The sequence below is a fragment of the Dyadobacter sp. NIV53 genome (assembly GCF_019711195.1).
Lineage (GTDB): Bacteria > Bacteroidota > Bacteroidia > Cytophagales > Spirosomataceae > Dyadobacter.
The window spans coordinates 5,948,444-5,961,944 of sequence record NZ_CP081299.1; the positions used below are offsets into that span (position 1 = coordinate 5,948,444).

The 13,501-nt window shown below is 40.4% G+C and carries 14 protein-coding genes; 9 read left to right on the plus strand and 5 right to left on the minus strand.

Annotation, left to right across the window (positions count from 1 at the left end; all coding sequences use genetic code 11):
* Positions 1 to 199: 199 nt before the first annotated feature.
* From KZC02_RS24585 to KZC02_RS24595, 3 genes are all read left to right on the plus strand, one after another.
* Positions 200 to 760 (plus strand): isoprenylcysteine carboxylmethyltransferase family protein, encoded by a 561-nt coding sequence (locus KZC02_RS24585; protein WP_221391090.1) that lies wholly within the window; start codon positions 200 to 202, stop codon positions 758 to 760.
* Between the two features lie 240 nt (positions 761 to 1,000).
* On the plus strand, positions 1,001 to 1,657 hold the full coding sequence (locus tag KZC02_RS24590; protein ID WP_221391091.1) for an outer membrane beta-barrel protein: 657 nt from the start codon (positions 1,001 to 1,003) through the stop codon (positions 1,655 to 1,657).
* Between the two features lie 6 nt (positions 1,658 to 1,663).
* Positions 1,664 to 3,217, plus strand: coding sequence for a M43 family zinc metalloprotease (locus tag KZC02_RS24595; protein ID WP_221391092.1), 1,554 nt, complete (start codon positions 1,664 to 1,666; stop codon positions 3,215 to 3,217).
* A gap of 249 nt (positions 3,218 to 3,466) precedes the next feature.
* Here KZC02_RS24595 and KZC02_RS32635 read toward each other — a convergent pair whose 3' ends face one another.
* From KZC02_RS32635 to KZC02_RS24610, 3 genes are all read right to left on the minus strand, one after another.
* The gene (locus KZC02_RS32635) at positions 3,467 to 3,787 is read right to left on the minus strand and encodes a LysE family translocator (protein ID WP_221391093.1); all 321 of its coding nucleotides are present in this window, start codon (positions 3,785 to 3,787) and stop codon (positions 3,467 to 3,469) included.
* Between the two features lie 25 nt (positions 3,788 to 3,812).
* A complete protein-coding gene (locus KZC02_RS33420; RefSeq protein WP_221391094.1) occupies positions 3,813 to 3,992 on the minus strand; it encodes a LysE family transporter in 180 nt (59 codons plus the stop codon).
* A 496-nt stretch (positions 3,993 to 4,488) separates the two neighbouring features.
* Positions 4,489 to 4,941, minus strand: coding sequence for a hypothetical protein (locus KZC02_RS24610; RefSeq protein WP_221391095.1), 453 nt, complete (start codon positions 4,939 to 4,941; stop codon positions 4,489 to 4,491).
* A gap of 465 nt (positions 4,942 to 5,406) precedes the next feature.
* Here KZC02_RS24610 and KZC02_RS24615 point away from each other — a divergent pair, with 465 nt between their 5' ends.
* Positions 5,407 to 6,237 (plus strand): helix-turn-helix transcriptional regulator, encoded by an 831-nt coding sequence (locus tag KZC02_RS24615; RefSeq protein WP_221391096.1) that lies wholly within the window; start codon positions 5,407 to 5,409, stop codon positions 6,235 to 6,237.
* A 153-nt stretch (positions 6,238 to 6,390) separates the two neighbouring features.
* Entirely contained in the window at positions 6,391 to 6,858 is a 468-nt protein-coding gene (locus KZC02_RS24620; protein WP_221391097.1) for an SgcJ/EcaC family oxidoreductase, read from the plus strand.
* Between the two features lie 86 nt (positions 6,859 to 6,944).
* Here KZC02_RS24620 and KZC02_RS24625 read toward each other — a convergent pair whose 3' ends face one another.
* On the minus strand, positions 6,945 to 7,853 hold the full coding sequence (locus KZC02_RS24625) for a ThuA domain-containing protein (protein ID WP_221391098.1): 909 nt from the start codon (positions 7,851 to 7,853) through the stop codon (positions 6,945 to 6,947).
* Positions 7,854 to 7,987: 134 nt separating this feature from the next.
* Here KZC02_RS24625 and KZC02_RS24630 point away from each other — a divergent pair, with 134 nt between their 5' ends.
* From KZC02_RS24630 to KZC02_RS24640, 3 genes are all read left to right on the plus strand, one after another.
* Positions 7,988 to 8,743: an MBL fold metallo-hydrolase gene (locus tag KZC02_RS24630; RefSeq protein ID WP_221391099.1), complete on the plus strand. Its 756-nt coding sequence runs from the start codon at positions 7,988 to 7,990 to the stop codon at positions 8,741 to 8,743.
* 89 nt (positions 8,744 to 8,832) lie between these two features.
* The gene (locus tag KZC02_RS24635) at positions 8,833 to 10,119 is read left to right on the plus strand and encodes a serine hydrolase (protein WP_221391100.1); all 1,287 of its coding nucleotides are present in this window, start codon (positions 8,833 to 8,835) and stop codon (positions 10,117 to 10,119) included.
* Between the two features lie 122 nt (positions 10,120 to 10,241).
* A complete protein-coding gene (locus KZC02_RS24640; RefSeq protein WP_221391101.1) occupies positions 10,242 to 10,688 on the plus strand; it encodes an META domain-containing protein in 447 nt (148 codons plus the stop codon).
* Between the two features lie 60 nt (positions 10,689 to 10,748).
* On the opposite strand, the gene KZC02_RS24645 is transcribed toward KZC02_RS24640, so the two are convergent.
* On the minus strand, positions 10,749 to 12,419 hold the full coding sequence (locus KZC02_RS24645) for an FAD-dependent oxidoreductase (RefSeq protein ID WP_221391102.1): 1,671 nt from the start codon (positions 12,417 to 12,419) through the stop codon (positions 10,749 to 10,751).
* Positions 12,420 to 12,571: 152 nt separating this feature from the next.
* Between KZC02_RS24645 and KZC02_RS24650 the strand changes: the two genes are divergently transcribed.
* Positions 12,572 to 13,492 carry an alpha/beta fold hydrolase gene (locus tag KZC02_RS24650; protein ID WP_221391103.1) on the plus strand — a complete coding sequence of 307 codons (921 nt, stop codon included), beginning with the start codon at positions 12,572 to 12,574 and terminating at the stop codon, positions 13,490 to 13,492.
* The last annotated feature ends 9 nt before the right edge of the window (positions 13,493 to 13,501 follow it).

Here is a 13,501-nt window from a genome sequence, read left to right on the forward strand (position 1 = left end):
AAATTATTTTTGATATTCCTGTCGATCAGAAATCAAATATAGAAGAATTGGGTGAAAAATCGGATTGGTTACTGCGTTGGTTATAAAGGCCAGGCAAAAAACCGATTTGAAGCAAGGCAATCCGGTGCATGGCCTTGTAAAAGAGGAATTATAATAATAAATCACTTACTTTCAATTCTATTAAACTTTTTTGAAAAATATGAACCTGATTTTTCCAATTACTTACATGATCTGGCTACTTTCAGAAGTGATTTTGAACAGGATGCTACGCTCGAAAAGTACAGATAAACAGAATGCTGATAAAAACACGTTGACCATTATCTGGATAACAGTTGTAGCAGCAATTACACTTGCCGTTTTTATTTCAATGAATATTTTTGTGCCAATCCTGACTAATCCAGTCATTCAGTATATCGGGCTTGGAATTATGTATCTGGGCATTATTTTACGGATTGCCACAGTAATCTCATTAGGCAGGATGTTCACGGTCGATGTTACAATCCGGGAAGATCATAAGCTTAAACAGGATGGTATCTATCGGTTCCTGAGACATCCTTCCTACTTTGCTTCACTTCTCACTTTTGTAGGTTTTGGGATTTCGCTTAATAACTGGATCAGTCTGATCCTTGTAACAATTTCCGTCATCATCGTTTTTCAGATGCGCATCAGGATTGAAGAAATAGCTTTGATTGAGCAGTTTGGAAATGAATATCTGGACTATAAGAGGACGGTAAAGGGGTTGATCCCTTTTGTTTGGTGAAATGATTTTGGTAGTAATTGCTTACTAATATCAATTTTCATGGGGTATTTTATGACTCTGGTATTTGAACACAATCCGGTTTTTACCGGCATATCAAAATTAACAGTAACTAAATTATCCTATTTCGAACTGAATCAATCTCCCCACCAATCTTGCCAAAGCAATACTAATAAGTATAAAAGTATTACTTTTGAAGTTACTAAATTTAGCAAGGCCATTTTTGACCAATTACCTTCATCAATGAAAACATTTTTTACCTGTTTGTTTGTTATTTGCCCTTTGATTATTATTGCTCAGAACAGTTACCCTGACAGCCTTTCCGTTCCGGAAAAGAAACCTTCCGTAAACTACTTTGGTATTCGGTTCGGTGGTTTGGCGAGTTCTTTCAGCCATAACCCGGATCTTTTGGTTCCTGCTCCCGGGAAAAACTCCCTGCCGGCATGGCATGCCGGACTTGCGATGGATCTTTTTACTAAAAAATATTACAACGCCCGGATCGAATTGTCATATTTAAGCAAGGGAGCAAGGGAAACGTTTACTAATGACCGTATTGCTATCCAAAGTACTAACCGTTTGCAGTACATTGAGATCAGTGCATTACCACTTATTATAAAACCCGGGTTTAAGAAAATCAACCCTTACCTTGCACTGGGCGGTTATTATGCACGCCGTGTCGGAATTAAATCCAGGTCTAAAACAGGAGCAGGATCATGGGAAAAAGATCAGGTTACTGCGGATAATCTCAATGTGACAAACGATTACGGCTATTCCGTTTCTGCGGGTATTTATGTCTGGAAACGGCCTGTCTTTGAGCTTCGGTATGAAGCCGGCCTGCGTTCTGTTTCTTCCACATCCAATATCAAAAACCGTTCAGTAATCCTTTCCATTTCTATTTAATCCGCCATGAAATTTCACGCACGGTTTTCCGCTCAGCTTTTGAGTATATTGTTATCTGTATGTTTTCTCTCCGGTTGTAAATCAGAGCTGGTTCTTGAAACAGATGACTTCTACCGCTTTGATAAAGTGAATAAATTAAGTATCAAAAAACCAGTACAGATCGACTATTTTCTGGGTATTGACAAGGGTGAAATTCCTTTAAATACAACGGTTTATGATAAAAAAGGCACTGTAATTGCTGCACCGCAGGAAGCAATAAGTTATTACGCTAATGATATCAAACTACCGGGCGAAACTTTTTTGCCCGATACAGAAGGAACCTTTATGATTGTAGGCAAGCTGGCCGGGCAGGTAAGTGATTCCATCATGGTCAGGGTTTGGGATACAGCTTCACTTACACTCTCATTGAGTATTACGAACCTGTCAAATGCGTTTTATGCAACGGGCAGGGATACGTTGAAATTTAAAGTAGATGTACAAAAAGCGGGCCGGATTATTGATATTGATTTTCCGTACCATGTTTATCTCTCTAATAAAGAACAAACCATTGAAACGTTTTCAACGACCATTCCGGGCGTATATAGGTTTCAGGCCAAAGGATTGGGTTTGGTTAGTAATGAACTAACGGTCACCGCGCTTTCTACGGCAAATTACCCGGTTATCCGTTTGCCTGTTATATTCCACGAGGTAAATATGACATTTCTCACAGCTGACAAAATCCGGAAATTGACGGATGATATGACCAGGGCGTTCCGTAATCAGCTCAATACTAACCGGGCACAAAAAGATGTAAACGCTTCTGATTTGTTCGTGGAATTTTATCCGGCAGAAACGGGCCTGGACGGAAACAGGCTAAGCTCGGCAGGATTAGACCGTATTGTCAATCAAAAAAACACCTTCACTGTTGATGATACTTATTCTGATGCGTTTAACTCCTTTTGGGATCCGGCAAATTATCTGAACGTATGGGTTTACCCTAATATTACCGGAGATTATGCAAGCTCTTCCTGGGCATTTTTTCCCAGCGTTACCGTACCTATGGAAGGTTTTGGTGTAGTTCCGGCAGGGACGACGCCCTTCTTTCCATATGGAATTTTCTTAAATGGAAATCATGTCGACCTTAATTTTGATGGTGGCCGGACAGAGGAGATTTTAGCTCATGAGGCAGGCCACTTGTTGGGATTAGATCATGTTTTCGACGGAAGCAACAGTGAATTTAATGTATGCCCTTCATTTGATCCGGATTATTGCTCAGACACTCCTTATTATAACCGCTATGCTTATAATCATAATGACTTTAATTACGATCAAAGGTATAACAGGACTTCCTGCGATGGTATTGGTTATGTATCAACCAATTTCATGGATTATTATTACAGCCATAACAATTCTTTTACCGCCGATCAAATGAAAAGGGTAAGGCATACCATTAATTACGGTCTCTGGCTTCCGACTCCCTATAATGGTACACGGGCAGGCAGGAAAAATGCTAAGCTTTCAATTGTTGAACGGCCTGCAAATTTGAAATTCATCAAGCCGGTTATCTGCTCAATCCGCTAAAATATATTTCAGGCCACATCAATGTTAATTTGTGTGGCCTGAATTCCGATTTTTTTCGTTTGGTAATTTCAAGCTAACCCCGATTTGCAATCGGTGTTCAATGGCTTCGCGATTGCAACGCGATTCAAATAATTGCTGGTCAAAGTAATGGCATATAACGTTTTGGATAAAAATCCCGGGTTGTGATAACCGATTTTTCCATGTGGTAATTTCCACGATTGTCATTAATTAACCGAAAGTTAAAATTAATCACTTTGCCTTATCCAAAGCCATTTTAAGTGCGAGGCCGGTTAAGATACCGGCCATAAACCATTTCTGAATTTTGATCCAAAGAGGCTTCGTTGCAAACCAAACGGCCATTTTTGAAGCAGTAAGAACAATGATCAGGTTGATTGTAAAACTTATAAGCAGCTGCGTAAATCCAAGCTTTAAACTTTGGGACATCACAGAGCCATTTTCAATTTTAATAAATTGAGGAAAAAAGGAAAGATAGAAAACCGCCACTTTCGGGTTCAGAACATTTGTGAAAAATCCCATACTGAAAAGTCTGGCTGGTTTATCTGTTTCCATATCTGACTGCATTTCAAAAACACCTTTACTTGCCTGGCTTTACGGATTGATAAGCAAGATATAGCAGGTAAACCACCCCGGTAGTTTTGAGTATGGTGTAGGCAAGAGGAACTGCGAATAAAACGGCTGTAAGCCCGAAAGATACCATGATGATATGAAATAAAAATCCACATACGATGCCGCTTAATGAAATGAATCCAGCCAATCGTCCCTTGCGTAATGGATCGGGAAATGAGGTATACCATATTTGGCCCCGGACTTATTACCAATCCCAGACAAGCAAGAGCAAATAGAAGAAGGTCATATGTTTGTATCATATTCAGAGGTGTTTCCTGATTTTTTTTGTTTTATAAAATTAGTGTGAAACCGGATTGTAGTAATGATCCAATTTTTAGAATTTATATGGTCCAATATTATATTTGAATATTATTTTTCTGATTCAGGATTCACGCTAGTTCCTATTTGCAACTCTGCTAACACCGATTTGCAATCGGTGTTTATCTGGCTTCGCGTTTGCAACGCGTTTATGAATATTCTTTAATACGCGAACCAAAGAATTTTCACAAACGCGTTACAAACGCGACACCAAGCTCACCCCGATTGCAAATCGGGGTGAGCTTGGCTCTGAAAAATTACAACCGAGCTGATACTGTGTGAAAACCGGGGTAATTTGAAAAGGCAAATCTATGTTGCTTTCAGAATTAATTATCCTGGAAAAACTGTTTTCTCCTGATATTTTTAGTAGTAACTAGTCTGTTTGGGAAGATATATCTGGATTTTAGATATATTTTTTTATCGGGAATAGGAATTATTCCCACATGGGTGCCATCTATTATTGGCTCATGAACCCAGTAGACATATAAAGTATCATCAGAGAAATATCCTAAATTCCAATTTTCAAATCCTGAATTGTATATTCCTTTAATAGCCTCTGAATTACTGGAAGAAAGATCAGTTTCGCTTTTGGGCCAGTAGCCGTACTTTTGTCGGTAATTAAATAATGCATGGGTAAATTCAAACGTAGGAGCTATTTTTCTAATTTTTTTACGCTTGTTAATAGATGGAAAAGTTATTCCAAGTTGATTAATGCAGGATATTTCAGATAAACTGAAATAAGAAATTACCGTTATTACGAATAGTCTTTTAAAGCTCATGCAGCTTAGCCTTTACTGGTTTATTGATAAAAGTGTTTTTTACAAAAAGTGTATCCGTTCCGGATGATCTGATTTAAGCTTCACCAAATTATAATGACAAAGTTCAACAAAATTTAAAAAAGTAAGGAATATTTTAAAAACTCTCCTTTTTTGATAACGATACAAGATGCAATTCTGTCATTCTTTAAAGGAATGTATGACACTACTATAATCCATTAAGCAAATCCAAAATTTAAAGATTGTATTTCAAACTTTTTCAGGAAAAAAATATTAATAAGAATCCAGGATTGTAAACTATGAATAAGATTTTGTAACTTACTTACTGTCAATTAAATAATATCAATTACGTAATATTTTCAATAATAAAGGGTAATTCGACATTCGTGTAGAAAAACAGTCGATTGGCTGGATCGTGGTTTTGCAAAAAATACCAAACAATGTTATAAAAACTCAAAACGAAGCATTATGTTTCAGCAATTCTACGAGCCGCACCCGGCCTTAAAAGGTTTTGTAAACAACATCATGATCCATCAGGTGACGTTTGATGTTGCGGCCGGGCAACCGCAATTTCCGGTACCACCGCTTCCCGAGCACTGCTTGTTCTTTTACGTCAGAGATGCTTCCGAATCGGAAGATACGGCTGCCAATAATAAGGAAACGCTTTCGTCTGCTCTCATAGTTGGCCCACATGTCAACCGCCATATTATTATTCCGGGACGTGATCATTTGATGATCAAGGTAGGATTTCAGCCTGGGGGATTATATCGCTTTTTAGGTATACCCATGACGGAGTTATTGTGCCAGGATTCGTTTGATGCGGTGGACCTGTTAGGAAAGGAAATGAATGAGGTAACCGACCAACTGCGTGAGGCCAGTTCGTTTTCCAGCATGAAACTGATTGTTGAACGATTTTTGCTCAGGCATGTTAATCGCTTAAAACCGGTTTTACCCATTGATCAGGTGCTTTCGCTGCTGATCAAAGAGCGAGGATTACTGAAAATAGATCAGGTGGCATCCCATGCCTGCCTGAGTGTTCGCCAATTTGAAAGGGTATTTGGACAAAGGATCGGTCTGCCGCCCAAACAATACTCCCGATTAGTACGATTTGCCCAGGCCTGGATTCTGAAAGAACAGCAGCCGGACAACAGCTGGCTAAAGATTACCTACGAATGTGGGTACTTTGACCAGATGCACCTCATCCGCGACTTTCAGGAGTTTGCCGGTGTCAGCCCTTCGGTTATTGAATCAGCGCTTATGACATCCGAGGTGAAATTTTTTAACCGGCTTTTCAACTAAAGATCCGTCAAAATATTACGAAAAATTATTCCGCTTATTTATTAACAGATCCAAAGATGTCGTGTTTGTACTAGGCTTTTGCCTTCCCGGTGAAATAATTTTACTCAAAAAAACCCGATGAAAAAAGTACTGACGACAACTATCTTCTTATTAATGAGTGGGCATCTGTTTGCTCAAACTCGTAGCGCAGACGAAGCCTCCATCAATAAACAGATTGATGCGATGATTTACAGCTGGAACAATCATAATTATGATGACTTGAAACATTATACGACTGAAAATACCGACTGGGTGAATGGAGTTGGTGCGTGGTGGCGAGGACGGGAGGAGTCTCAATATGGCCATCAGATCTATCACAACACGATTTTTAAAGAATCGGTGTTAAAGAAAACTTCCGTTGCCATCCGCTTTTTGACCGATGATGTAGCCCTGGTGCACCTTTATTGGCATTTTAGTGCTTTTACAAATCCTGCAGGAATAACATCGGGTCCTGATGATTGTATAGCTTCCATCGTGTATGTAAAACAAAACGGGAAATGGTTAATGACTGCCGGACAAAATGTTGCTATTGTAAAAGAAGCCTTACAGTTTGATCCGGTTAAACAAATGCCTAAGCACTAATCCGCTAACACCGATTGTGCTTCGGCTGTTTCGGCTAACACCGATTTGCAATCGGTGTTTAAATGGCTTCGCGTTTGTAACGCGCTTCAATTCCTCTTAGTCAGTTTATTCAGCTCATTCTCATCTGGTGTATTTGTTACAACCCCGTTTTTTGGAACATCGATCCGGGCTGTCCACACAATGGCATTGAGCACCAGCATCCGGAAGCTGTCGTTTTTCCAGTTAGCGTGCACGTGGCCGCCTGTAAATCCGAAACCTCTTCCGCCACCCGGCCGTTCGTATGCCCATGCAATGGTCTGTGGTTCCTTGTTTTTCAGAATGGCTTCGCGCACATGAGGATTGTTGGTATGTGTTCCATCAGGCCGGGTCAGGGTGGAATCCGGTGGAAGCGCTTTCAGGATCGGAGTGATATTTTTCATGTTATCCACAAATCGCAGATGATAATACCATTCGTCTCTAATGGCAAAAGGTTTGACGCCGTTGGTTATCGGATGTTTGGGGAGTTTTGTTATTTCAGGTGTCCAGAATGGGTTTACTGACCAATCCGTTTCAAAATATCCACCGATCAGGTCACGAAACTGATAAGTGAGATTTCCTTTTGGCATTTCCAGTGTAAAATGCAGCATAACCAGTCCTGTTCCTCCGTGCATCAGGGAATCCAGTTCCTGTAGATGAGGAGTAACAATATGCCCGTCAGAACCATCACAAAACAAAACGATGGTGCTGGCGTTTTTAAGCGCATCCCTTTCTTTTGGCCAGCCGTTGTGAAACACTACGGTGTCTGTTTCCGGCATGCCTTCCTTTATTTTTTGTGCCAGAAAAGTCACTCCGCCATTGTATTCGTGCTCACCTTTTCCATGACTGTCGGGGCCGGCAATAAATACAATTTTTTTTCTTCCTTTCCCGGTTTTCAAATCCTGCTGAGCCTGGGCGAAAGAGAGGCTCAAAGTGGTAAGTAACAGAAAAAGAATACAAAACAGATTTTTTATGGCCATTACAATTTGGATTTGATTTCAGATCGTGCATCCGGTATGTTCCGGGCGATAAAAAAACCAGGCCAAAAACACGAAAATGATCTTGCAGAACCCATCGTGTGCCATATCTTTGATCAAAAAAAATCGATTAAAATATGAAAACCAGAATCACTTTTTTCCTGCTGATGATTTGTGCTGCTTCATGGGCACAACTTCCGGCTGCCGACGATATCAAAACTTCAAAAGGCCCGTTAAAAGTCCAGCCTCTGAACCATGCCACACTGGCACTTACCTGGGATGGAAAAACAATTTATGCTGATCCGTATGAAGGTGCCAAAACTTTTGCAGGAATTGCAGCCCCGGATCTTATCCTGATCACGGATATTCATGGTGACCACTTCGATCCTGCCACACTTGAAGCACTCGATTTATCGCATGCGATCCTTATTGTTCCTCAGGCCGTTGCCGATAAAATGTCTGAAAAATTGAAAGCGAAGGCAGTGATCATCAACAATGGGCAAACGATCAGCAAACTGGATATTTCTATTACAGCCCTGCCGATGTATAACCTTCCGGAAGCTGCCGATGCCAAACATACCAAAGGAAGAGGCAATGGTTATGTATTAAAAATGGGTGGGAAGTCAGTTTATATCAGTGGTGATACAGCCGGTATTCCTGAAATGAGAAGCCTGAAAAACATTGATGTGGCATTCGTTTGTATGAATTTGCCTTACACTATGGATGTACCGGAAGCGGCTTCTGCGGTGCTTGATTTCAAACCCAAGGTTGTTTATCCATATCATTATCGCGGGGCAAACGGGTTCAGTGATACAGAAGCATTCAAAAAACTGGTCAACGATAAAGACAAATCTATTGATGTCCGCCTGCGGAACTGGTATACGATCAAGTAGTTTTTGTAAATCCCCGGTTTCCTGGAAATAATCCGGAAACCGGGGATTATATTTTTAAACAATTTTTTCCACTATCAGCTTTATCCTGTATGTCCGGAATTTTTCCTGCTTCCATTTGGAAGACCATTTTGTTCTTCTTTCTTTTTTCTTCAAAATTAGTTTTCGCACAGCTCCTGCCGGACATGTCTGCTGAAAGTGCAGGAATGAGTACCACCCGGCTTCAACGGATTGACAAAGTATTGCAGGAATATGTAGATCAGAAACAGGTAGCGGGAGTAGTTGCCATTGTGGTCAGGAATGGGAAAATCGTATATTATAAGGGATTAGGTGCAGACGACTGGGATGTAAAATCTCATTTGAAAAAGGATGCCATTTTCCGTATAGCGTCCCAGACAAAAGCCATTACAAGTACGGCTGCTATGATCCTGTTTGAGGAAGGGAAATTTCTTTTGGATGATCCGATATCCAAATATATCCCATCTTTTAAAAATCCACAGATCATCGACAAGTTCAATGAGGCAGATTCCAGCTATACGACCAAACCCGCCAAACATGAAATCACTATTCGTCAGTTGCTCACCCATACATCGGGGATCAGTTACGCCGTAATTGGTTCAAAGGAAGCGACTGCTATTTATGCCAAAAATGATATTCCAAGTGGTATTGGTACGCCAAAATACAAGCTGGCTGATGTGATAACAAGGCTGGGGAAATTGCCGCTGGTACATGAGCCGGGAGAAAAATTTACATATGGGCTGAATTCTGATGTCCTCGGATATCTGGTGGAAGTGTTATCAGGAAAATCACTCGACAGCTTTTTAAAAGAACGTATTTTTGAGCCGCTGGGAATGAAAGATACTTATTTTTACCTGCCCGAAAATAAGAAAAGCCGCCTCGCCAGGCTCTACACGGAAGATCCGGAAGGAAACACGATCAAAGCAGAAAGCAGGCCTGATTTCAATATTGATTATCCCACCGAAAACGGCTCATTTTATGCAGGTGGCGCAGGACTAACTTCTACTGCTTATGACTATGCCATATTCCTGCAATCGTTCCTGAATGGGGGAGAATTCAATGGAAAACGCATTTTGAGCCCGGCTGTGGTACATTTAATGACGCAAAATCAAATTGGTGACCTGGACATTGGCAAAAACAAATTTGGCCTTGGGTTTTCTGTCACCACCGAAAAAGGAGCAGCACGCATCCCCGTTTCAGTAGGTACATTTGACTGGGGTGGTATTTTCGGAACTACGTATTGGGCAGATCCCAAAGACAATATTGTTGCCCTGCTTATGACCCAAAAATATCCAAATAATACTTGGGGAGAAATGCAGGACAAGTTTAAAGTGCTGGTTTATCAGGCTGTTATAAAGTAAGTATCAGTTGGTTAATTTGCGGTCAGGCATGAGCATGGTTTTTATATAACTAACTGATATTTTTTTGAATTATTTGCATGATATTTTTATAATTATACAAAAAGCTTTAAACTCAGGAACGGATGAAAAATGTACTATTTTATTCTCTTTTGCTTTATGTATCAACGATGAGTGCCTGTAAAACAACAAAACAAAAAACTGCCGGGCCGGAAAGTACAGCACTAACCGGAACTTACTGGCGTTTGACGGAAATAAATGGTAAACCTATAGGGCCAACTCCTGCTGACAAACGTGAAATCCATATCAAGCTTAACAAGGAAGCCAGCACAATGGAAGGATTTGCTGGCTGCAATGGCATTGGTGGTAATTTTGAGGTAAAAGAAGGCAGCAGGATCAGCTTTACGAAAGTAATTGGTACGATGATGGCATGTCCGGATTTAGACACAGAAAACAGTCTTTTGGAAATTCTAAGATCTGTTGATAATTATAATCTGGTTGACAAACAACTGGTGTTAAACCGCGCAAGAATGGCCCCGCTGGCCAGGTTCGAAGCCGTTGATTTTAAATAATGACGGGAGGGATTACTGTTCCCTCCCAATAAAATTCTGCTAATAACAGAGCGCTCCCCGCTACAATTCCAGCCGTTGTTTGTCTTTTAGTAAACGCTCTTTTAGTTTGGCATAATCCACTTCCTGTACAGAAACATTCCTGTTTATTGCCTGTATTGCTGCCGAAGCAGCACTTTGTCCTAGTATCATAAAAACCGGTTCCATGCGGATGGAGCCATAGGCAATATGAGATCCGGACAAACAAACGGGTACCAGCAGATTTACACAGTCTTCTTTTTTCGGAATAATGGAAGCGTAAGAAATGCGGTAGGGTGTTTTGGGATGGACGCCTATGTCACCTTCGTTTTGTACAAAACCATCTGCCTTTACATAACGCTGTGCATTGTGTGCATCCAATGAGTACGAACCCATCCCGATAGATTGAGAAACTGCTTTTTTACCCAGTGTTTCATTTTCAGTCATCACTTCCTGGCCAATCATCCGGCGTGCTTCCCTTACATAAATCTGATGTGGCCAGCCACCATTATCCTTAAATTCATCTTTCGGCAAACCCCACTGTTTCATTTCTGTTCTTACATCGGCCGGTACATGCGGATCATTGGAAAGATAATACATCAGGCCTTTCTGATATAATTCATGTTCTTTGATTATTTCCTTTCTTCTTTCATAACTGGCATCCGGATAATCGTAGTTCATACCAATATAATCGGTGCTAAACGGGCCGTGGTTGTTGGTATCCGTTTTTTTGTTTGGGATCGGATCGTATTTATCGAAAGTTTCTGTCCATCCGGCTTTGTACACCCGCGCCAGCAACTCATATCTGGCCGGATCGTATCCATCGGGTTTGGCAAAAGCAATGCGGTTGTCAGGGTTAGCCGACAAACACATACGAAAACAATAAGCCTGGATTTTATGATCTCCATCACCGTTTTTACCTATTTTTTCATCTGTTATATATGGCAATAATCCGCTATTCGGATCACCTTCCTTTTTGTACGGACTGACGTTTTTCTTAAAATAATGCCCGTGCTGAAACACACCCGCCTGAATACCGTTCCATTCTTCCTTATAAACACTGTTGGCTTCCCTTCCGACGTGGTATTTCACATTGGCAGCTGCCATCAGATCACCCTCATAAGTTGCGTCGATGAACATTTTGCCAGTAAAAGTTTTTCCGGAGAGGGTTTTTATGGAAAGAATTTTTCCTTCCTTTTTAGTTAAACCTTTGGTTCGGTCAAGCCATTCGTTACGGTAAATTTTAATATTATTTTCTTTCACAAAATCTTCAAAAACCTGTTCTGCCACATGCGGCTCAAAAATCCACATTGTTCTGTCCGCTCCGTCCATGGCTGGTGTTCCCTGGCCTTTGTTGCCATATTCTTCTTTTTTCTGCCATTGCCATGCCTCTGGTTTGTCGTAATGCAGATACACGCGATGGTAAAACTCTCTGGCCAGGCCACCGATCACTGATTTGTTTCCTGTATCCGTAAATCCCAGCCCGCCGGAAGATAAACCTCCCAAATGTTTATCCGGAGAAACAACGATCACCGTTTTTCCTTCCTTTATGACCTGTACAGCAGCAGTAATTGCAGCGGAAGTTCCTCCGTAAATGATGACGTCAGCCGTATAAGAATCCTTGGTATTGCTGTTTTCTTCTTTTTTATCGCCGGAGCATGACCAAACTGGAAATGTAAAAAGGACAATCGCGATCAACCGAAAAATATGTCTCATTATTTGGCGGGTTAGGTTATTGAGTCTCCTGATTAAAGACAAAACAATCAGATTAATACCATGCAAATCCACACGATTTTAAAATTTCGACTATTTGCAGTTTAAACGACTTCCTGTGTAAATTCGGGGCTTTATCAAAAATCAGATTATAAGTGAAACAAATTGCATTGCTCATTATTCTATTTTTTACTTTTTTGTCGGTTCAAGGGCAATCATTGTACATTAAAACCTTCGGGGATAAAAATAATCCGGCAGTGATATTTCTTCACGGTGGCCCAAGAGGAAATTCAGTGCAATTTGAGGCAACCACTGCCAGAAAGCTCGCGGAAAATTTTTATGTGATTGTATATGACCGCAGAGGAGAGGGGAGATCTGCCGACGAAAATGCAAAACTGACTTATCAGGAAGCTTTTGACGATTTAAATGATATTTATAAAACTTACAAAATCAAAAAAGCAAACCTGATCGGTTTTAGTTTCGGAGGTTTACCGACTATTCAATTCGCTGAAAAGTATGACGAAAAAGTAAACTCCATTGTGCTGGTCAGTGCACTGGTTTCTCAACAGGAAACCTATAACCACATTTTTGATTCAGTAAAGAAAACTTACACAGAAAAAGGAGATACAGCCAAACTAAGGAAGGTAGCCATTATAGAAAATCTTGACAAGAATTCTGCGGAATACCGTGGTGAATGTTTTGCACTGGCCTCGGAAAACGGATATTTTAAAGTTAACGATCCAAGTGAGGAAGCTGCAAAAATATACGAAGAATATAAAAACAGCGCGCTGTACAAAATGGATATCAGGAATAATAAGGCACCGGAAATTTTCTACAAAAATGAAAAACGATCCAATATTGACCTGTATCCTGTTTTGATAAAATTAAGAAAAAAGAACGTACCCATTTATGCTTTGTACGGCAAACTGGACGGGATTTTCTCTTCTGCACAAATGAATAAAATGAAAGCAATAACGGGCAGTAAAAATTTCGGGTTACTGGATAATTGCTCTCATTATCTATATGCAGACCAGCAGCAGACATTTTTAAACAGTATTGAAAATTGGCTTAAATGATCCGGTGCG